Origin of the sequence: Shewanella sp. AC34-MNA-CIBAN-0136 (genome assembly GCF_040309945.1) — a bacterium.
In the GTDB taxonomy this organism is placed as follows: Bacteria; Pseudomonadota; Gammaproteobacteria; order Enterobacterales; family Shewanellaceae; genus Shewanella.
In genome coordinates, this window is sequence record NZ_JBEOPJ010000002.1 from 117,177 (window position 1) to 139,927 (window position 22,751).

Consider the following 22,751-nt stretch of genomic DNA (forward strand, 5'->3'; position numbering starts at 1 on the left):
AATCTCTCAATTGTCGATGTCGTGTGACTGAGTACGTCCGTATCCCCAGCGACTCGTTAAGTCGTGTTCAATGCCCAAATGATCAAGTATTCGGGAAACCATGAAGTTTACCAGATCTTCAACCGATTTGGGATTATGATAAAAGCCTGGGGCTGCTGGCATGATGGTCGCACCGTTGCGCGTAAGGCTTAACATATGTTCTAAGTGTATGGCACTAAACGGAGTTTCACGCGGAACAAGGATTAACTGCCCGCGCTCTTTTAATACTACGTCTGCTGCTCTTTCGAGCAAATTATTACTCATGCCTGTCGCGATAGCGGCTAATGTGCCAGTTGAGCACGGACAAACCACCATTTGCTTAGGCGCAGCACTGCCTGATGCTGGCGGCGAAAACCATTCATCTTTGCCTAATACGACTAGCTCACCTTTTAATGGCTCATCGGAATTATGCAGCTGTTCAATTAATTGCTCTTTGGCTTTTTGTGGATTTGCGCTCAGTTGCAAGCCATGTTCGGTGGCTAATACCACCCGCGCTGCACTGGATATCATTAAAAAAACTTGGAAATCGGCCGCTAACAAACATTCCAGCAGCTTAATGCCATAAGGAGCGCCAGATGCCCCCGTCCAGGCAAGACTAATTGCTTTAGCTTTTTTGGCGTAGGCCATGTTGTACCCTCTGTCGGCGAAAGCCTTACGCTAAAGCCTTAATAATTTTCTGGTGAATCCCATTAAAGCCACCATTACTCATGATGACCACGGTATCACCTTGGTTTGCTGTGGCGACGACAGTGCTAATAATATCTTCAATGTTGTTAAACACAGTCACAGGAATTGGCGCGTTAGCCATACTGGCATGAATGTCCCAACCAATATTATCCGCTTGATATAGATAACCTACATCGGCTAATGCCATCGAGTTGGCGAGAGTATCTTTATGTACTCCACTTTTCATGGTGTTTGAGCGCGGCTCTAGCACCACAATAATGTTGCCATTAGGATTGTCACTAGATGCAACTTTAGCCCGTAACCCTTGTAATGTAGTGGCTATAGCGGTTGGATGATGAGCAAAATCGTCATACACCGCCACACCGTTTACTGTGGCTAATAGCTCTAAACGACGCTTTGGTGGACTAAATTGTGCCAACGCCTCAATAGCATGACCTGGCGCTACGCCCACATGACGAGCAGCCGCTATTGCCATTATGGCATTTTCAATATTATGCTGACCTATTAATGCCCAGTTTAATACTCCTTGCGACTCGCCCTTAAACAGCACTTCAAATTCATGGCCATCGTCGGCAATAGTACGCGACTGCCAAGCACTTGGTTCACCTTGTTGAGCTGAATCGCTGGCTAAGCTTGTGGCTTTAGAATAAATTTCTTGCTCGCTCCAACAGCCCATATCAATCACTTGTTGTACGGCTTCAACGTCGCTAGGCCAAATCACTTTACCCTCGCCCGGCACAGTACGTATAACATGATTAAACTGGCGTTGGATCGCCGCTAAATCGGCAAAAATATCGGCATGATCAAATTCAAGGTTATTGATCACTAAAGTGCGAGGATGGTAATGAACAAACTTAGAACGTTTATCAAAAAAGGCACTGTCGTATTCGTCGGCTTCGACAACAAAAAACACTGAGTTACCTAAACGTGCTGACACACCGAAATTTTGCGGTACGCCGCCAATTAAAAACCCCGGCTCGTAGCCGCAGTACTCTAAAACCCACGCGAGCATGCTTGAAGTAGAAGTTTTACCGTGTGTTCCCGCTACCGCCAATACCCAACGGTCTTGCAAAATATATTCAGCCAAAAACTGCGGCCCAGAAGTGTATTTTATGCCGCGATTTAATACTGCTTCTACACACGGATTACCGCGGCTCATGGCGTTACCAATAACCACTAAGTCTGGTTGGTTGTCGCCTTCTTTGCCTAATTGAGCCGGATCAAACCCCTGGATTAGCTCAATACCTTGTTGCTCAAGCTGGGTGCTCATCGGCGGGTAAACGTTGGCATCGCTGCCGGTAACTTTGTGGCCCATTGCGCGGGCAAGTAGGGCTAAACCGCCCATAAAAGTGCCACAAATACCTAAAATGTGTACGTGCATACTCAACTCTAATTGGTCCGTAATATGGCGGTTATTCTAATCTATTGCGCCACAGAATGTCAGTTAACAATGATTGAAATTAATCTAGGGTATGTTGTTAATACAAAATAAAAAACAGCCCCATACTGAGCACGGTTGTGAGCAAGGTATTACGGGTGACGTAAGCCAGCACAGTGGCCACTAGCGCACAGGTTAAATAAGGATTATGCACACTAATAGCCAGCTGGCCTTCGGGCACAAATACGATAGGGGCTAATATGGCGGTTAATACCGCAGGTGCTGAATAGCTTAAAAACGTTAAGGTGTTTTTACTTAGGCGAATAGGCAATTTAGGTTCTAACAACAAGTGCCTACTAACAAATACCACCGCTGCCATTGATAAAATAATCAGCCAGGTCATGCGTTATCTTCCTTAGCGTTAGGAGTTGAATCGACATCGGTTGTCACTGCACTTCCTTCATTAGTCAGTTTGGCGTAGGTCATGCCTGCAGCCATACCCGATATAGCGGCAATTAACAGCCCTGCTTGGATCGCGAATACTGCGCACACCACAGCTAACGTAAGCGACACTAAAACGCACACTAATATTGACGGCTTCTTTACTGTCGGTACCACTATGGCAATAAAGGTGGCTGCAATGGCAAAGTCGAGCCCGAGTTCGCCTAGGTTGTCGATAGACTGCCCTGCGACAATGCCGAGCAAGGTAGCAATATTCCAGCCGACATAAAAAGTTAACCCGCCGCCCAAAGCGTACCAACGATCAAACTGATGTTGGCCTGGTTTATCACCGCTGTGAGTTTGATTGGCGATAGCAAAGAGTTCGTCGGTGAGTAAAAACCCTAGCCCTAAACGCCATTTAAGCGGCAACGGGCTAATATGAGTACGCATGGCCATGGCATACAATAAATGCCTTGAAGTAATTAGTAAGGTGGTTATCAGAATACTGCCGATACCAATACCGGCTTTTATCATGCCAAGCGCAACTAACTGGGCGCTGCCAGCAAAGATAATGGCCGACATTGCTTGGCTTTCAACGGCTGTAAGGCCAACTTCAAGGGCAAACGAGCCCGCTAAAATCCCCCAAGGGATCACCGCTATCGTTAGCGGCATAACGGCAAGCGCGCCAGCTAAAAATGATTTGGTTTTAGTGGTAGTGATACTGATAGATTCGGTTGCGCTCACATCATCTCCTTATGCTGCACTGATTACGCTAACGCGCTAAGTGACAAGAAGATTAGCTTAACGTGAATAAATGAATAAAGCCCCTGAAAACTGATCATTATGGAGAATTTTCAAACTATGCTGTGGGTTGAGATCTTGAGGGGCTTCATTATTATGTATAAAATCTATTAGTGAAATATAAAAAAATTGATACATTAACTTAATATCAATAGGCACAAACAATGATAACGTGAACCTTGCAAATTGTATAACCAACATTCTAATTTAATAAATTAGATATCAAAACCCCTCTTTCAAGATGCAAAAATGACATTTTACATCTTTAAAAATAAGCAATAACTAAATATTAAGAACTAAATCTTTAGAACTAAATACCAGCGAGCTAAACCCCCTATCCCTTACCCCCTATTTTCTATTTCTATTTCTATTAAATATACAGGAATCATTATAACTTCACTCATTAGGCAATAATGCGAACCTTCATATTAACTCGTTTTATATTAAATTAGCTCATGGGTTAATTCACGAATTTGCTTTTTTAACCATGCTGCATCTTCATTGTCAACACTAGGATGAGTGACTAAAACCAATTTTAATGGCTCTACAACCTCAAATAGACGATTGCATTCGTACTCAGATAACTGGCAAGCATGTAAACCAGAGTCATCATCTAACATGTCATACACTGCTTTGTAGGGCGTTATTGCCAATGACTGACAGTCTGAGAGGTAATCAAATAAAGAAGACACGCTGGTAATGGTCATTTCGGTATTCAGAGATAAATCCTTAGCCTGACAATACTCCTGGAATGGGTTGAGTATGGGGGCCTGGATACCAATAAGCGTATTGATATATGGGTATTTAGCAATGGTTTCTAGAGAGATGTCTTGCTTTAATATAGGGTGCTTTCTGCAGCTGAGTAAGTATTGTCGGTTCATTGTCGCAAGCACTTCAACCTGTAATTTTTGGTCAAAACAGAGGATCTCTTCAGGGCCTTTGCAGCAACACATCACAATACTGTGTGGATCGCTAATCACGCTTTCCAGAGAATGACTATTCCAGCTACTCACATTAATATGGATATTTTTATTGTGTTCTTTAATGGATTTCATCAATGCTCGCGGATAGGCATAAGCAATCATTCCAGGAATGACTAATTCAAAGTATCGATTATGCGATTGTTCAGCACTATTAACTCGATTGAAGTTTTTAGCACAGTCCACTATTTCTTTAGCAATGGGATAAATTTTTCCCGCATAATCATTTGGGACTAATCCGTATTTCCGCCTAATAAACAGCTCATCACCAAATATGAGTCTTGCTGTGTGTAAACAACGACTTATCTTCGAAGCTGGCACATCTAATATTCTAGAAACATGCGTCGCTGATTTATTTTCATAAAGACTCACTAATATAGATAGTGTTAATAAATCTAATTTATCTAAGTCAATTGGCTTCATCTTAGATACTCCATTTTAGGTATATAACCTAGCATTCTAACGCTTTTAAAAAGAGTTCATAATGTTATTTTAAGTATTCAATGATTACTTATTCCAGATCATAAAAATGATTTTATAACACGACATATTTCACATAGAATGCTTCCATCGATTGGAGCAATGTTTAGTAAAAGCTAATTTCATGTATTGTAATATCCAATTAAACAACTAGAATTTCGAGAAAACAGATATTCACATATTGATTTATTAAATTTCAACATATCAATATTTTAAAAACTCAAATTTAAACTTAATAACTTTCAAATCAACTTTGTTTATTTCAAATATATATCAACTTAAAATGCAGAAAAAAACAATAAGACCTAAATCATAACTACGATCGAATAAATTAAAAGCACATCATTTAATTGATTACGATCAATTAAAAATCAAAATATAAGGATAATATTGATCGTACGTCAATGACGTATGTTTAATTCATAAAACAATAAATTAAAAACGATTTCTTGGAGGATAATATGATTACTTCAGTCTTTTTAAGTTATGCATTTGTGTACTCTGTGCTGTTTATTGTGGTTCCCTTTATATTAGTAATTTTCATTATGACTTGTATAAAGTTCTTCAAAACTGACACTGAAGAGCACTCAATTAAGTTCAAAAAAATGCTTTTTGATACTCAGAGCTTTAACTTTTTAAAATCACTAAAAACAATGGTGGGCGGCAAATATGATGTTTGTTGCAACGTTCCAATCGATACCGTGTTCGAAATGGATGCCCAAACCGCAGCCGAAAACCATACACGATTCGATTATGTCGTGATAGATCATGACTCGTCGGAAGTGAAATTGGTTATCTCTGATTTCAGTCAACAAGATGATGCTAACGCAAAAAGTTTGTTTGAAAAATTCAACGTTAAATTAGTTGAAATCGTTCGAGGCAAACCTTACGACATGCAAATGTTAAAGCTATCCCTACCGGTATGAAGACCCTGTCGGGTGAAGACAATCTGTTTTCACCCGATATTTTTTGATAACCCATGATTGTAGAGAGGACTGATTATGTCCCGGAATAACTGGCTACTGATGTTAAGTGTAGGCGTATTGTCGTTTGCCCTTATTAGTCAGGGAGCAAATAGCGCTAACTCTACTGAGAAAATTAACAATGACTCATGTATGAGATGCCATAAACGCAATGGTGCAATGCTAGGCCACCATGCCCAAGCACAGCTAAAAATGAGCTGTAGCTCATGCCATGGTGAGCAAGGAAATCACCCTAAAAAACCCAATGACCTGATGGTATTTTCGGCGGGAAACGACATTACAATAGACGCTAAAAATGACGTTTGTTTGAAATGCCATTCGCCTAAAAAGATATCCCAAGCAGAGTGGACTCACAACGTACATGCTCAAAAAGTGAGTTGTACATCTTGCCATAAACTGCATCCTGAATCTGACCCCATAATGGGCTTAGGATCAAAAGATCGCAGTAATGTGTGCCGAAATTGTCACACGGTGCAGAGGTAAGTAATCATGGAAAACTCAAGAAGGCATTTCCTTAAAAGCACCTGCGCATTGGTTGCAGGCGTGTCGGTATATCCACTCAGTGGTAATAATGCCAATGCCGAAATGGAACCCGCTATAAACAACATAAAGTACGCTTTGTTACATGATGAAACTAAATGCATTGGCTGTAATGCCTGTGTTGAAGCATGTCGAGAAGTGAATCATGTACCTGAAGGTGTCACACGACTAAGCATTGAAAGAACTGGGCCGTTTGGAGAATACCCTAATCAGTTTTATCATTTTTCTCGACATTCTTGTGAACATTGCGAGAACGCACCTTGCGTTTCTGTTTGTCCAACCGGGGCCGCCTTTATTAATAAAGAAACCGGTATTGTTGCAGTAAATGCAGATAAATGTGTCGGTTGCCAATACTGTATTGCGGCCTGCCCTTATGAAGTGCGTTTTATTAATCCTGTTACTAAAGCTGCCGACAAATGTGACTTCTGCCGTGAAACTAATCTCAAACAGGGTAAACAACCTGCCTGTGTAGAAATATGTCCGACAAAAGCATTAGTGTTTGGCAATCTTAAAGATCCCGAGTCTGAACTGGTTGCACTATTAAAGGCGAATCCGACTGAGCGCTTTAAGCAAGATTTAGGTACCCGACCTAAAATATTTCGTATCAAAGCGAAACAAGGGGAGATTATATTATGAGTGCTTTTCATTTTGATACATTGGTTTGGCACTGGCCCATTGCAATATACCTATTTTTAGCCGGGGCATCCGCAGGCGCCATGTTCTTCGCTGTTTTATTGAAACATTTTTGCTTAAAAGAGAAAGCATATCAGTCTGGATTTATTATAGCTGCTTGTATTATTGCGGCAATTTCCGTTTTAGCTGGCTTAGGAGTGTTGGTATTAGATTTAACAAAACCTTGGGACTTTTGGAAGATTCTAGTGTTTTACAATCCTACGTCGGTGATGTCGATGGGTGTGATTATCTTAATGCTATATCAAGTATTTATGTATGCTTGGATTGCAGTAGCATTCAGACAACCCATTGATAAATTTTGTGAAAAACATTTACCAATCGTCTGTACGTTAACCAGGCTGCTAGCGCGATATGAAGCAGGTATAACCGGTTTACTAGTGATTTTCTCAGTGTCGCTAGGTGCCTATACCGGATTTTTATTATCGGCTCAACCTCACTTCCCGATGTGGAATACCGGAGTATTACCCTTACTATTTTTAGCTTCTGGCTTGTCTTCAGGTGCCGCTGCATCACTATTAGGTGGTGTGTTACTCAAAGGCAATCCCAATGGTGCTGAAGTACGTTTTATTCATAAAATAGAGATCCCATTGATTTTAGGCGAGATACTCCTTATGTTCACCTTCTTCCTAGGATTGGTCTTCAGTGGTGGCCAAAGCAAGGTTGCGGCATTCAATGCTATCGGAGTAGGCTTTTGGGGATTTATATTCTGGTTCGGCATTATGGGACTAGGATTGTCGGCCCCATTAGCGATGAACTTATTTATGACCGCCACTTCAAAACGCAAGTTTTCCTATGTTGCCGGAACAGCATGTCTGAGTTTATTGGGCGTCATATTATTACGTAACTTTATACTTTATACCGGTCAAATGGTGGTAAGTTAATAAATTAACGGTGATAGCACGCGTTAGCAATCGTACTGTCACCGTCTATTCAACAGAAGATACCGCTGTTTGTAACCTCGTCCCTTTATTGAGTCTCATTTTTTTGAGTCACCATTTTTTGAGTCACCTTCGCTTAACTATTTTTACCAATTGATTTTAATTGGCATTAAGACAAGCTAACAATTCAAAACCAACCATTATTACCCCGTCATTCAAAGCCCACTAGAGCGATTACAGCTGGGTAAACTGCCTTATCAAATTGTGATACACATTATGCAGGTTATCTAACTCGGCGCGATCTGTGTTATTGGTTTTGATCAAGTTTTGAATGCTTTGATCGAGCTGATACAAGGTTTGGCGTAAAGTGACATCGGCCACCATACTTTGCATCCAGGTAATAGCTGCTACGCGTTGCCCTCGGGTTACCGCGGTCACTTTATGCAAACTACTCGACGGGTATACTACGGCGTATCCTGCAGGTAATTTAATTTGCTGCAGGCCAAATTCAGTGGCAATAACTAACTCACCACCGTCATACTCTTCGGGTTCACTCAAAAATACCGTCATGGATACATCACTGCGGATCACTTCAGAGGTATTGGGGATCCGCATGATGGCTGCATCGACATGGTAACCATACTCTTCAGTTTCGCTATAACGATTAAAGCACGGCGGAAATATCTTATGCGGTAACGCCGCTGATACAATTTTAGGCGTTTCGCCAATACGCGCCAGTAGTTGGTTAGCCAGTTGGCGCACATTAGCGTGTTGCGCATCTGCTTGATTGTTATTTTTAACCGACGCCGCCATTCCCATTGCGGTTGTGCGACCGTCGCCCCACGGACATTCAGCCAATTGCTGACGATAAGCGCTGACATCCTGTTTCGAGAGAATTTGTTCAATAACAATCATGCAAATACCTTTAATTAAAACTCATAGGTCATCGACAATTTAGCATTACGGGCATCACCTAAGTACATAAATGAGCCAGAACGATAAGCTGCAGTCCAATATTCTTCGTTCAATATGTTACCTACGTTTATGCGGAAAGTTAAATCCTCAGTAGCATTGTAACTGGCAAATAAATCAACTACTTGATAGTTAGGCACCACAATGCTGTAACGGCTATTGTCGCTATCATAACCTGCTGCAGTGTCTGGTTGTCCACCATACATTTCACTTTGATAAGTGTAACTACCACCAAATACAAATGACTCTGTTAGTTCATAACGCAGTTGCAAATAAGCGCTCTCGTCTGCAAAGTTACTCAGTACTAAACCAATGTTAGCTGGATTATAAGATTCTAAAATTTCTGAATCCATTTTGGCTGCCGAGAATTGTATGCTGAGTTTGTCAGTAATATTGCCGACCATACCAAACTCAATACCTTTAACGCGGTTTTTACCGGTATTAAGTGTCCCCAAAGTTGAGTAGCTGTCGCCAACACTTTCCATTACATCACTTTTAGTGATTTGGAAGATCGATGCTGAAAACATCATTTTGTCGTCAAACAACATCCACTTGGTGCCAAGCTCTAGGTTTTCAACGATTTCGGCATCGGCTTCAGCAGCTTGCTCTTGTGTACCACAAATACCACCGTAACCACAGTTAGCACCTAAGTCAGACTCACCGCCGTTGATGTTGGTTGCAGTACTGTAATTGGCGTAGATATTGGCATCTTCAGATAAGTCGTAAACTAAGCCAATATTGCCGTTATACATGGTATCGGAATAGGCATAATCCACTTCGCCATCACGACCTGTGGTGTTGTTACTGTAATCAAAGCTGTCTTGTCTAAAACCAAAAAATAATGCTAACTGATCGGTTAATTCTACCGTATCCATCATGTATGCCGACACGGTTTCGATGTCGTATATCGCATCTGATCCACCATCAACATAGCTGCGATTGATTAATTGGCCGATATTATCGACAGTATTGCCGTCACCATCAATAATACAATAAGACTCTGATACGCCACCGCGACCATTGGTCAAACAATTTCCATCATTGTTGTTGGTGATGCTATATACGCCGTTATCAACATTTTCATCTGTGTATTCAAGGCCAAATACTAACTTATGATTAAAACCAAGTGCTTGAGTGTTCCAAAATAAGTTGAATTGAGTGCTGACATAATCAACATCTTGGTTACCTTGGTGAGTACTAAGCGTTAAGGTGCTGGCACCAGGCGCTGTTGGGTCGGTATCTGCCCGCGTTGTGCCGCCCATACCGGTTGTAATATAGCCATTTTCGGTATGTCCAACGCGTGTGGCGTTGTACAACGTAATGCTGTCATTTAACTCATATTCGGTACGTAAGGTAAACGTGGTGACCTTAGAATTTAGAAAGTCACCATCTTGAGCATAAACAGGAATATCTTCTAGCGGCTTACGAGTATCTCGATCAAAATAACTGCCTAAATCTGGCACATCTTTCGCGTCTAGGTAGTAACCATCGGCGGTAAATGACAATGCATCGGTGGCTTCATACACACCCGATAACTGAACACCTTGGCGTTCACTCGTAACGCCTTCGCGGCCCGGCTTGTCTTCTTCAGCGGTTAAGCCGTTAAGGCGTACTGCCACTTTGTCTGATATCGGTAAGTTATAGTCCACCGTTAGACGAGTGTGATCGTCAGTACCAATACCGAGATCGACGCGGCCAAAATCGTAAGCTACTGAGGCTTTTTTAGTCACACTGTTAATGGCACCGCCTGATGAACCACGGCCAGCAAATGTTGAACTTGGACCTTTGGTAATTTCAACTCGCTCGGTGGCAAAACTTTCACGAGTGGTCATGCCAGGGTCGCGAAGTCCATCTACAAACACGTCGCTACGTGCTTCGTGACCACGGATAATATAACGATCACCGAATGCATTACCGTTTTCACCCGTACCAAGGGTGACACCCGCTTGAGCTGACAAAATGTCTTTTAAGTCAGTATTTCCTGACTCTTGAATTTGGTCTTGAGTTAACACGGTAATCACTTGAGGCGTATCGACAAGTGCAGCCATTCGGCGTTTGTCAGCAGAGTTATTAAACATGTAAACCGAGTTTTGCACACCATGAACACGAATTCGCTCTATTGATTCGTCCGTTTGCGCGGGTTTACATTTCGCCAATATATCCTTATCGCAAGTTTCATTTTTGGTGTCTGCAGCATATAGCGCTGGGCTACTGAATACTAATGCTGCAGCAACGGCTTGAGCACCTAACGATAACTTACTGTAATTACTCGACTTCATGCTTAACATCATCCTGTTATTAATAAGCGTTAACTAAATTTCATTTATGTGATGCACTTTACATAAATGAAACAAAGATCGCAAATGCAAATCATTATCATTTGTGTAAAGATTTATTAAATAAGAGATTTAGCTAACAAAGGAGGCAATAAGCAGATAGGTAGCCGTTATTAATAACCGCGGTTATTGATAAAAAACCGTCATTGATAACAGTTTGAATACCGCTCAGAAACAGCGGCCTGGTCGATATCGATTAACTGACTTGATAAAGCTCTAACGGTAAACCGTCTGGATCGCTAAAAAAGGTATATTGTTTACCGGTATATTCGTCAATACGAACGGGTTCGACTGAGATGTTGTTCTGCTGCAAATGGGCCACTACCACATCGAGATCATCAACTTTAAACGCTAAATGACGTAAGCCTTGGGCTTCGGGATAACTGGGTCTTGGCGGCGCACCATTAAATGAAAATAACTCAATTTGGCTACCATCGGGCAAAGCTAAATCAAGCTTGTAAGAATCCCGAGCTTGGCGGTAATGCTCAGCAATAACTTTTAACCCTAAAACGTGAGTATAAAATGCTTTTGAACGTGGGTAATCGACACAGATAATCGCGACGTGATGAATTCCATTTAGCATGGCTGTCCTTGTAAATAGACTATTAATAATTAAAGCTGGTAATTAGAACTGATCATTAGATTTTGTACACAGAAAAAAGTAAAACCCTGATAGAACAAGTCTATCAGGGTTGATATACGCTTTTAAAGTCATAAACAAAACTAAAGCAAGGTTAATGACTTCCAGAGAAAGTGGTTTACATTAAACGCCGATTTCACCGCCGTCATCTTTAATAAACATCACTGTGGCCGCACGTGGACGAACCGTTGTGCCTGCAGGCGTTTCTTCATCTGCTCTATCAGAGTATGGCCAGTTGTCAGGATGCTGAATATTGGCAAACATTGCGGTGTAATCTGGCGACATGGCAAAACCAGTCACTTCACAGCCGTTAGGGCCAACAAAGAAACGCTTAAGCTGAGTTTGGTTTTCAGCCGTTACCACTTGTTGATTACCGTCTGCATCTACCATCGTTGATGGCACAATCGCTAACATTTGATCGTTGGTTTCTTCGGTAACTTCAGAGGCACCGTTATCGGTTTGCACCCACAAAATACCACGTTGATCGAACGCCAAGCCGTCTGGACTAGCAAACTGGTTTAAGTCAGTTAAGCCAGATAAGTTTGTTTCAGCATCACCATCTGCAGGTGAACCAAATATAAAGATATCCCAACTAAATTCAGTTGCTGCATCACCTTCATCCCAACGGATAATATGACCAAAGTTGTTATTTAAACGTGGGTTAGCAGGGTTGGTGCTGTCGGTACGTTTACTGTTGTTGGTTAACGTTAGGTATACCGTACCTGTAAATGGATCGACAGTTGTCCATTCTGGGCGATCCATTGGTGTAGCACCAACTAAGTCAGCAGCGCCAGCAGTATTTAATATAATCGCGGCTTGTGAGTCAAAGCTGCTCGCAAGCGTGCTTCCGTCGGCAGTCACCCCATCTAACGTCAGCGGTAACCATTCACCCACACCGTCTTCGGTAAACTTAGCTGCATATAAGGTTCCGGCATTCATGTACTTATCGCCTACTGTTAAGCGGTTAGTACTGTTAGCATCTGCTGGATCCCATGCTGCGTCAGAAACAAACTTATACAGATATTCAAAACGTGAATCGTGGCCTGAATAAAATGTGATTGGTTTGCCTTCTTCAAGTTTACCAAAGGCACAACCCTCGTGGCGGAAGCGACCTAATGCAGTACGCTTAATGGCGCGCGAGTTGGGATTGTATGGATCAATTTCAACAATATAACCATGGCCATTGGCTTCGTTACGGTAATCGTTAGTCGCACTTGAGCCCGTTGGCGTCACATCAAAACGAGCAAATTCGTCTAAACGCTCATCGTCATCACCGGCTAAATGGCTCCAGCCATAACGAGTGTCAGAAGTCGAAATACCAATGCGGGTTTGCTCTTGCGTTAAGGTGCCTTTATTAACAAAGTAACCAGGCCAGTTTTCTTCACATGTTAAATATGTGCCCCAAGGCGTATAACCATTACCACAGTTATTCAAGGTACCGCGCGCTTGGCTGCCATCGGGCGAATAACGCGTTTCAAGGTATGAGCTGTACGCTAGTGGGCCAGCAATATCCATCACGGTTGCACCGGTAAAACGACGGTTATGGCTGTCGTTTTCGACCACTTGCCATCGTCCAGAAACTAATTTAATACGGACAACTGAAATACCATGGGCGTTGATTTCTTTGCGGATTTCATCAATTACAGTGCGCTTACCATCAGCATCAAACGTTGGACCTGTTGGATGTAAAGCATCCTGGTCAATGTATTCGTGGTTAATACAAAATAAACCGTCATCTGCCGAATCATTCAACGGGAAGAAATGCATACCATCATGATGCATACCGACTGAGTTTTCCTGATCGATAGCAGTATTACTGCCATCGGCTTTCCACGCTGCAGCTTTCGAATTTAAGGGTGTTCCCCAAGGTGCTAACACATAAGCTGAATAACCAGCAGCTACCGCAACTGCATCGGTTTTAGAACCGGCAATAGACTCAAAACCTAATACGGCAGAACTTTTTGTTGGTGCTGTTGGCGTGGTCGGCGTTGTTGGCGTTTCTGCAACAGTGTCATTGTCAGAGCCACAAGCACTTAATCCGAAGCCACCAAACGCCGTCATAGCACTAAGGCCTAAACCACGCTTAACAAAATTACGACGTGATAGATGATTATCCATCACTTCATTGAAGGGGGTATTTTTACTGTTGTTAAAACGAGTTGGATCAAATGTCGCCTTGCTCATAAATTGTCCTTAGATATGCTCTGAAAATAACGGATCAAATATAGGTATAATTATTTGTCAGTTAAGATAAGCGTCTAATGTGACAACTCGGTTCAAACTAGATGACATTAATGTGGCAGTAAAAAGACACTCACCACACTGTCATGTGTGATGGAATCAATATCAAACTCATGTTAGCGTTTTTTACCGCGTGAAGATGCCGCTAATGCCTTTTTACGTGCTTGTTGTTTTAATGCAGATTTGGTTGTTTTACGGGTAACTGGAGCAATTAAATCAAGGTCTGGCTCAAAACCTGCCAGCCATTGCTGTGGTAAACGTCGGTCTAAAAAGGCTTCTAGTTTAGTTAATAATGGCTCGTCATCGATGCTTAATAATGTAATAGCTTGCCCTGCTTTACCTGCTCTGCCTGTGCGGCCTATTCGGTGGACGTAGTCTTCAACTTGAAACGGTAACTCCATATTAACGACATAATTCAACTCGTTAATATCTAACCCTCTAGCAGCCACATCGGTGGCGACTAACGCGGCCACATCACCGGCTTTAAATGCTGCTAATACTTGTTCACGTGCTGCTTGAGTTAGGTCAGCATGAAATGCTTCAGCCGCTACACCAGCTTGATTCATTTGCTTTACCAGTGCATCAGCACCTTGTTTGGTGCGGCTAAATATTAAGCTTTGCTGCCAACCTTCTTGGCTGATTAAATGACACAGCATGGCGCATTTTCGGTTAGCGTCGACATTAAACACTCGCTCAACAATACTGCTGGCGGTGGTATTTCGCTGAGCCACTTCAATCACTTGTGGTGAGCGTAATAAGCGTCGGCTAAAACTGAGCATACGGTCATCTAAGGTGGCTGAAAATAGTAATGTTTGTCGTGTACTTGGTAAACGCTTAAGCACCTCGACAATTTCATCTTTAAAGCCCATGTCCAGCATGCGATCGGCTTCATCAAATACCAAATGAGTTAATTTCGACAATGACAACGCACGCTTACGTAACAAGTCTAATAAACGTCCGGGGGTCGCTACCAAAATATTAGTGCCATTGGCTAACAGGCGGATTTGTTCACCAATGCTAACCCCGCCATAAACCATCACGCTAGTGACTGAACTGCCATAAGCATATTGCTCAATACTACTGTGCACTTGCTGGGCTAACTCTCGAGTTGGGACCAATACAAGCGCGGTAATAGGGGTTAAATGAATATATTGAGTATCTGGCTGAGCGACTAGAGCATCTTTATGTGTCAATAGTTGATGCAGTAACGGTAATGCAAATGCAGCCGTTTTCCCGGTGCCCGTTTGCGCCCCCGCCATCACGTCTTTACCGCTTAAAATAACCGGAATAGCCTGTAATTGGATTGGCGTAGGTTGCTGATATTTTAATTCAGCTAGACGGTTAATCAATATGGGATGTAACGATAAATCTGCAAAAGACATAAAAACTCCAAACATGTGGATGGGCAGTTTATCACGCTCATTCAGATTAAAACAAAGGCTCTAGGCAGTGCTTGCTTGGATTATCGTTAATTAACACGGCTGGTAAATGTGATGCTCAACACATCTTAAGCAGGTCGAGCTTTTTGCGGCAGATATCACTTGACTAAAAAAGTAAGCCTTATACAATTTAAACATGCAAATAAAAAACATGTTTAAATTTAGCCACTAGATTTCATCACAACATTACACAATCAGCTCCCATAACGAGGTATCACCATGAGTTTTTCAATTAGCGGTATTTTCAAGCCAGCCAAGCAAGCTGAACCAGTTAGCAATGTGGCGCCTACAGCCCAGGACACTGCTGCAACAGACTCGAACTCTGCAACAGAAAAAGTATCTCAGGCTGAAAATACTACCAAAAAACAAGCTAATGGTGGCAGTTGTTGCGGTGGATGTGGCGGCGGCAATCATTAATCCACGAGAATATTAAACGTTACCACGTCTGAATAAACGTAAATTGTCTTTACTGATTAATTGCGGATACTGCGCTGTAACGTCGAAAAAGCCATTGGCATACGCCACTGCCACTGAGCCTTGATTCTGTTTCTCGATATAAGCAAAAACTGGGCTCGAAATAAATTGCTTTAAAAACATTTCCACTGCTTTGGTGGCAATGCCCTTGCCCCAATGTTCACGTCCAATCCAATACCCAACTAAACGCATTTGTGGGTCGGACTTTGCTGCTGCGTCGGTATTAATCCACGATAAAACATTACCCACTAAAACATCATCGATCCAAATCCCTTGCGCTATCGCCTTTTCATTAGCCAATACTTTTTGCTGCCAATGCAGGTTAAAAGCCTTACGTTTACGCGGCACAAAATCTGCCATTTTATTAGCAATAGGGTCGTTTTCAAATTCAAACAATATATCTAAATCTGCTTCAGTAATGGGATGAAGAGAAATATTCATTTCGGGTTCGCCTTTTCTATGTTGTGTCACCAAGATCATTTATATTATAGATAACCTCAGCTCTAAAAAGAGATGGGATAAATCGTTAAAAACGGGTTTAATTCAAGTCTGCAATATCAAACTTGCCATGTGTTTTGCTAACAAGGCATATTGGACGTATCAATAGCTCGCTTATTGTAAGTCGATTCAACACTGATAGCGGAAATGCCTGTTTGATGATCGTTTATTATCCATAATTGAGGTTATATATTCTCATTCATCGACACGCTTGACGATGAATAACCGTATCAACATGCATTAAAGGACTACAGGATGAAAAGCATTAAAACATGGCAATGGTTAGGCTTTGCTGGCCTTTTACCTTTTATTATTCTCAGTGTATTAGCCTTCAATCATAGCCTATTAGCACCCGAACATACTATGCTAGGGTTTGTTAGCTATAGCGCAGTGATTTTAAGTTTTGTTGCCGGTACTCTGTGGGGCAAAGCGGTTATATTAACCTTAGATGACAACATCGCTAAGTTACTTATCATTAGTAATATCATCGCTCTCGCTTGTTGGATTGCACTATTAACACCATTTGCATTATCCGCGCTTATCCTACTCGCCAGTGGTTATCTGTATTTATTGTATATTGAATTTAAAGCCAAACAATTATCAACCACCACCAGCTACCTCACATTACGCACAATATTAACCAGTGCTGCTGTAGTATGCCACATTATTGTTATGCTCAGTCTTTTTAGCGTTTAACAACATGTTAATTCGAACAAAAAGCCCATACTTTACAGCATGGGCTTTTTTGTTGATCGCAGCAAGCTGGATTCATCATTTATAAACCAGTTTGACACTGTTCTTGCTGGTTTATCATCGGTGATAAAATCGGCATCATGCCTTTAAGTACTTGTAATGGCAGTGCTGAAGTAAAGCTAAAGTCGTCAGCCTTCTCCCCTGGCACAAACGCCGTTAAGGTACCAAAGTGACGATCGCCTAAATAGAACACAAACGTTGCGGTACGGTTTATAGCGGTTGAAGACACTTTACGGCCATTACGAATTTCAGTCGCAATACGGTTATCACCTGTACCCGTTTTACCACCCATAACAACAGCCTGGCCATTGCTATCCACCAAGCTGCCTTTGAGTCTTCTCGCAGTGCCATTTTCGACCACATTTGCCAGTGCTTTTTTCAACGCTCGCGCAACTTCTTGATGCATTACTCGTGTAACAGTTTGCTTATTATTGGCCAATGTCACCTCATATGGAGTGTCCTTGGCAAACTGCAGCTCATCAATTCTCACTGTAGGGTAACGATAGCCATCATTTTGAATAATACCCATTAACTCAGCCAATGCTGCAGGTCTGTCGCCCGAGCTGCCTAAAGCTGAGCCTAATGAAGGCACCATGTATTCAAACGGATAACCCATTCTCACCCATCGCTGATGAATACTTAAAAAAGCTTCAACTTCTAACATCACTTGAATACGCACATCACGTGCATTTTGATGACGCGTTCTAAACAGCCAGCGATATACTTCTTGTAGCTGCGGCTGCGCATCCTCTAATACTTGAGTAAGACCCGTTTCTGGATAGTCATTTAAATAACGTAATACCCACAGCTCTAACGGGTGCACCCGCGCAATATAGCCTTGATCAGCCAAATTGAACTTTTCTTCGCCATACTTGTTGTACAGCACATTAATTTGTTTATCAGTAAAGGTTTTTGCTGGTAAACGCCCTGCAAGAAAAATCTTTAACTCACGGGCACCATCGTAAGGTTTTAAATAACGATAAACCGCCGTTAACTTGTGCTCTTGTTGTTGAATACCATCAAATAACACCTCAAGACGTTGCTCTGGTGCAAGCTGACGATACTTGCGATAAAAACGTTTTACAAACGAACTGCCCTCACGCTTAGCAAATGCTTTTAGGTATTCTTCACGGCGCGGATCTTTGTCGTTACGCAATAGCTGCGACACACTGCCTTCACTGTTATAACTACTACTGTAATTAACAATGTCTTGCATTAAGCGCACAAAAGGCAAGTTTATTGACTCTTGCAATGCTTGATATAATGTTGGTACGCGGCTGTTTTCTTTTTTATTAAAATTGTTAAATACATGCAAACCACCACCGGTGAAGAAACGTTCTTCTGGTGAAGCCGAATATTCGCGCTGCAGTGCTGCATCTAACATTCGGGTTAAATTACGGTCACGGGTGGTAATCAAATAATCGACCACCCAGCGTGTAATATGGTCTTTACGTTCCACATCCACTTGGCGTAAATCAGCCACCGTCATTGCCGAAAAACGCTGTTGTAATTCGGCAATAATGTCTAAATATGTCGCTAATACACGTAACTTAGCCGTTGAACCAAGCTCCAACTTACTGCCTTCGTTAATATCAAACGGCTGATCAATACTGTCGGTTTGAATCCGTACCCGATTGGCGCTGTCGGTGCTTTCATATAAGGTAAAGCTGTACAACACTTTATCTAACTGCTGCACAGACAGTAAACGCTCACCCAGTAGTCCGATACGTTCAGCCGAACTGGGCTGAGCTAAACTACGTAAGTAATCACTAACTTGTTGTTGCAAGTCACCATGAAAGGTACTGTTAATCGATAAATCGTAGCGATCGAGATCAAATAAACTTAATCCCAACATACCCGCAGTACGAATACGTACCGCATTAACCCCTTTATTGTTAGCGAGGTTAGTCGTCGCTAACTTACTAGAATTAAATTGTAATGTTTGCTCAAGTGCCGACACCATCAATTGCGTTTCAATCAGACCATCACCGCCCAGTAAACGTAAATAGCTGTCTACTAACGATTCTAAATCCTCATGACCTTGGCGTAAGTAATACGACGGCCGACGCTGAGCAATCATTAAGGCCACGATTTGACGAAACACCTTGCCACGCTCAGCAGCATTTTGCTGAGTATGACGGCTCAATAGTATTTGGTTAGCTTGATTAAAATCTGTTTTAAACCAGGCCCATAAGCCATCACCAATACCATGAACTTCACCAAAACCAGGCGCCGATGATAATGGCACTGTGTTGAGATAATCTTGTACGATACGTTGGCGAGCGCCAATGGTGCTTTCACCCTGCTGATACACTCGCACAATTGCCGAACCAATTTGTAATAACTTATCCTTGATACTCAAGGTTAAGCCGTGGTTAGAATGCCTAAATTTTTCAATTTGGGTGGCCAAGGTACTGCCACCCGCTTTAGACATATCAGCCCCAAAAATACCCGCTACCTGGCTGGCGGCAGCCAACACAAATCGAGGCCAGTCAACCACAGGATTGTATTTAGCTTCTGGACTCAACATTTCACGGTTTTCGATAAACAATAAGGTATTAATGATTTGGTCGGGGATTTTATCTTGGTCTTGATACACTCGTTTAGGATAGGAGAAATCGAATACCGTCATGTCACGGCAATCTTTTATCATTAAGCCTGATTGGGCTTTTTCATGATACGGCGGGAAAAAACCAATATTGGTATAATCCATCAACATTGGTGAAAATGCCACTTGCTGAGTGATTTGATAATTACGCTCAATTAAACGCGCTATTTTCTGCGGTAATTGGCTATAACCATGGCGATCATCAAAAGGACCATACTTAGGATAAATCACTGCATCGCTGCGATAATCACGTACTTTATAGGTTAATTTAGTCGCATATTGATGCAAAAAATAAGATTGATAATACGATGTCCGCACCTCAAACTCGATCAGATAGGCTGTTGCTAACAATAATACGATGAATAACCAACCCGCTTTACTGCGACGAACCGGAGCCGGTTTGGCGGAAGATGTATTAGGTCGATAATTATCAAACTGACTGTCTGTATGTGGACTAGACACAAACTCTCCATCTAACGCATAAAATCACAATAACGCACCATTTAACTTTTGGTTGAGATGTTCAATACATCGCGTAACTAATTGTGATAATTTTATCAGATGGGTAAAGCCATTAGATATAGACAAAAATAACTAAATGTTGTTTTTTAGCCCATTAAAGACCTTATTAACACAATATCGATATTTTTATATAAAACACTTACCCAAGTCTAAGGATTGTTTTGGACAATAGCACTTCAACAGCCACTATTTATCCGCCATTAAGATTAGGTTTAGCCATGTGGTCACAAAACCAATGGCAACAAACCGTCTACGGCAATAGCCAAGCACATCGGCTCGCGCGCTATGCCGAAATATTTAATACCGTTGAAGGTAACACTACTTTCTATGCCACGCCGTCGTTACAGAATGTACAAAATTGGTACGCCGCAACCCATGACGATTTTAAATTTACCTTTAAACTGCCCAAGCACATCACTCATGAATTACAGCTACAACATGCAGGGCCGGCCCTACAACAATTCTTTAGCGTAATGGAACCGCTAATTAACCGAACCGGGGTGTGGAAAATTCAACTTCCGGCCAGTTTTGGGCCACAATCGTTGCCACAGTTAGCACAATTTTTAACTCAAGTGCCACAAGGCCTAACCTATGGCGTCGAAGTACGTAATAGCGCCTTTTTTGCTAAAGGTGAAGCAGAGCAAGCATTAAACCGCTTACTCATCGACAATAACTGCAATCGTATCATTATGGATACGAGGCCTGTTTTTGCGGCCGCGCCAACCACAGCCGCAGTGATAGATGCCCACCAAAAAAAGCCTAAAGTGCCAGTACACGCCATTGCAACCGCAAACAATCCTGTGGTGCGCTTTATTGGTCATCCGCAAGCGGAAGCCAATATACATTTTTTCCAAAACTGGCTTAAACAGCTGCCTTTATGGATCGCGCAAAACAAACAACCCTATTTGTTTATCCACACCCCAGACAATCACAATGCACCGCAATTAGCGGTCGATTTGTACCGTTTACTGCAACAACAGTTGGCACACAGTGCATCAGTATTAGCCGACATTAACCTATTACCTCAACAACAGCACACCACAACGCAACTGGGTTTTGATTTGTGATACTCACCTATATGACATAGGAAACCTCAACGACTGATAATAAACGTTTATCAAACAGCTCTTTGTCCGGTTATTTTATGATATTATCTGCGCCGATCCAGCCTGCCTTTGCAGTGCGTTTATGTTGATAAAGGAACCACCATGAGTGAATCTGCAACCCGTCTAAATAAGTACATTAGTGAGAGTGGTATTTGCTCACGCCGTGAAGCAGACCGCTACATTGAGCAAGGTAATGTTTTTATCAACGGTAAACGCGCCAAAATTGGTGATAGCGTCGAATTTGGCGATAAAGTCAAAGTGAATGGTCACGATATCGCCCCTCGAGACGAAGCCGATCTTGTTTTCATCGCCCTTAATAAACCAGTAGGTATTGTGAGTACCACCGAAAATACCGAACGCGATAATATTGTCGATTTTGTAAACCACAGCGAACGCGTATTTCCGATTGGTCGTTTAGACAAAGATTCACAAGGGTTAATATTTCTCACCAGCAATGGTGACTTAGTCAATAAAATTCTCCGCGCAGGCAACAATCACGACAAAGAATATGTGGTCACGGTTAATAAGCCGATCACCGAAGCATTTTTACAAGGTATGCGAGCAGGCGTGCCGATGTTAGGTGTCATCACTAAAAAATGTAAAGTTGAACAAGTTTCAACGTTCGTATTTAAAATAATTCTAGTTCAAGGGCTTAATCGTCAAATTCGTCGAATGTGCGAACATTTCAACTTTGAAGTGACCAAGCTAGAACGTCAGTCAATTATGAATGTGTCGCTTAAAGGACTGCCTGTAGGAGAGTGGCGCGATTTGGATGAGCAAGAACTCAGCACGCTAATGAAGTTAATTGAACATTCATCTTCAGAAGTCAAAAACGCGCCCAAAAAAACCAAGAAAAAGCCGACTCAAAGTTTACGAGATAAAATTGAAGGTCCAGAGCACTTTATGCAAGGTCGAGGCGCGAAACCTAAAAAGCCGGCGGCGAATAAAGGTAAACCAAGTCATTCAAGAAAACCTAAACGTTGATCCAAAAAAACAGCATAAGTGATACACCGCTTAGGATAAGCTTACGGGTTAAAAATAATCATTTTACCGTATGCAATAGTCTTTTTATGTTGTAGGATACTGCTCTGAGCATTATTTAAACAATCAATATTGCTCAAATGTAAATAAAACATCGGTTTACAGTAAACATTGTATAATCACTCATGCTAATAGATTACACAAAATGCATTTTTTATTGATTTGATACATGCTAGTGTTGCTGCAAGTTTTCAATAAATAGCACAAACAAACATCGAAAA

General features: G+C 41.9%; 20 protein-coding genes. 8 read left to right on the forward strand and 12 right to left on the reverse strand.

Features of this window, described 5'->3' with window-relative positions; translation table 11 throughout:
- Positions 1-6 precede the first annotated feature (6 nt).
- The 5 genes from AAEY94_RS02250 to AAEY94_RS02270 form a co-directional block, all read right to left on the reverse strand.
- Complete coding sequence (locus AAEY94_RS02250) at positions 7-666, reverse strand: flavin prenyltransferase UbiX (RefSeq protein WP_101086120.1); 660 nt, start codon at positions 664-666, stop codon at positions 7-9.
- A 25-nt stretch (positions 667-691) separates the two neighbouring features.
- The gene (gene mpl, locus AAEY94_RS02255; protein WP_101086121.1) at positions 692-2,107 is read right to left on the reverse strand and encodes a UDP-N-acetylmuramate:L-alanyl-gamma-D-glutamyl-meso-diaminopimelate ligase; all 1,416 of its coding nucleotides are present in this window, start codon (positions 2,105-2,107) and stop codon (positions 692-694) included.
- A gap of 97 nt (positions 2,108-2,204) precedes the next feature.
- Complete coding sequence (locus tag AAEY94_RS02260; RefSeq protein WP_059746143.1) at positions 2,205-2,507, reverse strand: AzlD domain-containing protein; 303 nt, start codon at positions 2,505-2,507, stop codon at positions 2,205-2,207.
- Entirely contained in the window at positions 2,504-3,289 is a 786-nt protein-coding gene (locus AAEY94_RS02265) for an AzlC family ABC transporter permease (protein WP_350976938.1), read from the reverse strand. Before AAEY94_RS02265 ends, AAEY94_RS02260 begins: the two co-directional genes overlap by 4 nt.
- Before the next feature lie 500 nt (positions 3,290-3,789).
- Positions 3,790-4,749 carry a LysR family transcriptional regulator gene (locus tag AAEY94_RS02270; protein WP_101086124.1) on the reverse strand — a complete coding sequence of 320 codons (960 nt, stop codon included), beginning with the start codon at positions 4,747-4,749 and terminating at the stop codon, positions 3,790-3,792.
- A 518-nt stretch (positions 4,750-5,267) separates the two neighbouring features.
- Here AAEY94_RS02270 and AAEY94_RS02275 point away from each other — a divergent pair.
- From AAEY94_RS02275 to nrfD, 4 genes are all read left to right on the forward strand, one after another.
- On the forward strand, positions 5,268-5,732 hold the full coding sequence (locus AAEY94_RS02275) for a hypothetical protein (protein WP_101086125.1): 465 nt from the start codon (positions 5,268-5,270) through the stop codon (positions 5,730-5,732).
- Positions 5,733-5,807: 75 nt separating this feature from the next.
- Positions 5,808-6,272 (forward strand): cytochrome c3 family protein, encoded by a 465-nt coding sequence (locus AAEY94_RS02280; protein ID WP_101086126.1) that lies wholly within the window; start codon positions 5,808-5,810, stop codon positions 6,270-6,272.
- A gap of 6 nt (positions 6,273-6,278) precedes the next feature.
- Entirely contained in the window at positions 6,279-6,965 is a 687-nt protein-coding gene (locus AAEY94_RS02285; protein ID WP_101086127.1) for a 4Fe-4S dicluster domain-containing protein, read from the forward strand.
- Entirely contained in the window at positions 6,962-7,903 is a 942-nt protein-coding gene (gene nrfD / locus AAEY94_RS02290; protein ID WP_101086128.1) for an NrfD/PsrC family molybdoenzyme membrane anchor subunit, read from the forward strand. Before AAEY94_RS02285 ends, nrfD begins: the two co-directional genes overlap by 4 nt.
- Positions 7,904-8,134: 231 nt before the next feature.
- Here the strand turns inward: nrfD and AAEY94_RS02295 are convergent, their stop codons facing one another.
- From AAEY94_RS02295 to AAEY94_RS02315, 5 genes are all read right to left on the reverse strand, one after another.
- Complete coding sequence (locus AAEY94_RS02295; protein ID WP_101086129.1) at positions 8,135-8,815, reverse strand: Fe2+-dependent dioxygenase; 681 nt, start codon at positions 8,813-8,815, stop codon at positions 8,135-8,137.
- A gap of 14 nt (positions 8,816-8,829) precedes the next feature.
- Positions 8,830-11,160 carry a TonB-dependent receptor gene (locus tag AAEY94_RS02300; RefSeq protein WP_502959378.1) on the reverse strand — a complete coding sequence of 777 codons (2,331 nt, stop codon included), beginning with the start codon at positions 11,158-11,160 and terminating at the stop codon, positions 8,830-8,832.
- Positions 11,161-11,404: 244 nt separating this feature from the next.
- A complete protein-coding gene (gene gloA2, locus AAEY94_RS02305) occupies positions 11,405-11,791 on the reverse strand; it encodes an SMU1112c/YaeR family gloxylase I-like metalloprotein (RefSeq protein ID WP_335690678.1) in 387 nt (128 codons plus the stop codon).
- A gap of 180 nt (positions 11,792-11,971) precedes the next feature.
- Positions 11,972-14,032 carry a PhoX family protein gene (locus AAEY94_RS02310; protein ID WP_101086132.1) on the reverse strand — a complete coding sequence of 687 codons (2,061 nt, stop codon included), beginning with the start codon at positions 14,030-14,032 and terminating at the stop codon, positions 11,972-11,974.
- 173 nt (positions 14,033-14,205) lie between these two features.
- Positions 14,206-15,471 (reverse strand): DEAD/DEAH box helicase, encoded by a 1,266-nt coding sequence (locus AAEY94_RS02315; protein ID WP_350976947.1) that lies wholly within the window; start codon positions 15,469-15,471, stop codon positions 14,206-14,208.
- Positions 15,472-15,747: 276 nt separating this feature from the next.
- Between AAEY94_RS02315 and AAEY94_RS02320 the strand changes: the two genes are divergently transcribed.
- Positions 15,748-15,945 (forward strand): hypothetical protein, encoded by a 198-nt coding sequence (locus AAEY94_RS02320; protein ID WP_350976950.1) that lies wholly within the window; start codon positions 15,748-15,750, stop codon positions 15,943-15,945.
- 12 nt (positions 15,946-15,957) lie between these two features.
- Here AAEY94_RS02320 and AAEY94_RS02325 read toward each other — a convergent pair whose 3' ends face one another.
- Positions 15,958-16,443 (reverse strand): GNAT family N-acetyltransferase, encoded by a 486-nt coding sequence (locus tag AAEY94_RS02325; protein ID WP_157822781.1) that lies wholly within the window; start codon positions 16,441-16,443, stop codon positions 15,958-15,960.
- 312 nt (positions 16,444-16,755) lie between these two features.
- Between AAEY94_RS02325 and AAEY94_RS02330 the strand changes: the two genes are divergently transcribed.
- Positions 16,756-17,196 (forward strand): DUF3429 domain-containing protein, encoded by a 441-nt coding sequence (locus AAEY94_RS02330; RefSeq protein WP_101086135.1) that lies wholly within the window; start codon positions 16,756-16,758, stop codon positions 17,194-17,196.
- A gap of 79 nt (positions 17,197-17,275) precedes the next feature.
- On the opposite strand, the gene AAEY94_RS02335 is transcribed toward AAEY94_RS02330, so the two are convergent.
- Positions 17,276-20,323: a transglycosylase domain-containing protein gene (locus AAEY94_RS02335; protein WP_335690671.1), complete on the reverse strand. Its 3,048-nt coding sequence runs from the start codon at positions 20,321-20,323 to the stop codon at positions 17,276-17,278.
- 221 nt (positions 20,324-20,544) lie between these two features.
- On the opposite strand from AAEY94_RS02335, the gene AAEY94_RS02340 reads away from it, so the two are divergent.
- Together AAEY94_RS02340 and rluF are read left to right on the forward strand one after the other, a co-directional pair.
- Entirely contained in the window at positions 20,545-21,450 is a 906-nt protein-coding gene (locus AAEY94_RS02340) for a DUF72 domain-containing protein (RefSeq protein ID WP_502959377.1), read from the forward strand.
- A 141-nt stretch (positions 21,451-21,591) separates the two neighbouring features.
- Positions 21,592-22,473, forward strand: coding sequence for a 23S rRNA pseudouridine(2604) synthase RluF (rluF, locus tag AAEY94_RS02345; protein ID WP_350976955.1), 882 nt, complete (start codon positions 21,592-21,594; stop codon positions 22,471-22,473).
- Positions 22,474-22,751: the final 278 nt, after the last annotated feature.

Bases quoted from the DNA above. Each gene is read 5' to 3' on its own strand.
- AAEY94_RS02250 (WP_101086120.1), bottom strand. From the start codon at position 666: ATGGCCTACGCCAAAAAAGCTAAAGCAATTAGTCTTGCCTGGACGGGG.
- mpl (WP_101086121.1), bottom strand. From the start codon at position 2,107: ATGCACGTACACATTTTAGGTATTTGTGGCACTTTTATGGGCGGTTTA.
- AAEY94_RS02260 (WP_059746143.1), bottom strand. From the start codon at position 2,507: ATGACCTGGCTGATTATTTTATCAATGGCAGCGGTGGTATTTGTTAGT.
- AAEY94_RS02270 (WP_101086124.1), bottom strand. From the start codon at position 4,749: ATGAAGCCAATTGACTTAGATAAATTAGATTTATTAACACTATCTATA.
- AAEY94_RS02275 (WP_101086125.1), top strand. From the start codon at position 5,268: ATGATTACTTCAGTCTTTTTAAGTTATGCATTTGTGTACTCTGTGCTG.
- AAEY94_RS02280 (WP_101086126.1), top strand. From the start codon at position 5,808: ATGTCCCGGAATAACTGGCTACTGATGTTAAGTGTAGGCGTATTGTCG.
- AAEY94_RS02285 (WP_101086127.1), top strand. From the start codon at position 6,279: ATGGAAAACTCAAGAAGGCATTTCCTTAAAAGCACCTGCGCATTGGTT.
- nrfD (WP_101086128.1), top strand. From the start codon at position 6,962: ATGAGTGCTTTTCATTTTGATACATTGGTTTGGCACTGGCCCATTGCA.
- AAEY94_RS02295 (WP_101086129.1), bottom strand. From the start codon at position 8,815: ATGATTGTTATTGAACAAATTCTCTCGAAACAGGATGTCAGCGCTTAT.
- AAEY94_RS02300 (WP_502959378.1), bottom strand. From the start codon at position 11,160: ATGTTAAGCATGAAGTCGAGTAATTACAGTAAGTTATCGTTAGGTGCT.
- gloA2 (WP_335690678.1), bottom strand. From the start codon at position 11,791: ATGCTAAATGGAATTCATCACGTCGCGATTATCTGTGTCGATTACCCA.
- AAEY94_RS02310 (WP_101086132.1), bottom strand. From the start codon at position 14,032: ATGAGCAAGGCGACATTTGATCCAACTCGTTTTAACAACAGTAAAAAT.
- AAEY94_RS02315 (WP_350976947.1), bottom strand. From the start codon at position 15,471: ATGTCTTTTGCAGATTTATCGTTACATCCCATATTGATTAACCGTCTA.
- AAEY94_RS02320 (WP_350976950.1), top strand. From the start codon at position 15,748: ATGAGTTTTTCAATTAGCGGTATTTTCAAGCCAGCCAAGCAAGCTGAA.
- AAEY94_RS02325 (WP_157822781.1), bottom strand. From the start codon at position 16,443: ATGAATATTTCTCTTCATCCCATTACTGAAGCAGATTTAGATATATTG.
- AAEY94_RS02330 (WP_101086135.1), top strand. From the start codon at position 16,756: ATGAAAAGCATTAAAACATGGCAATGGTTAGGCTTTGCTGGCCTTTTA.
- rluF (WP_350976955.1), top strand. From the start codon at position 21,592: ATGAGTGAATCTGCAACCCGTCTAAATAAGTACATTAGTGAGAGTGGT.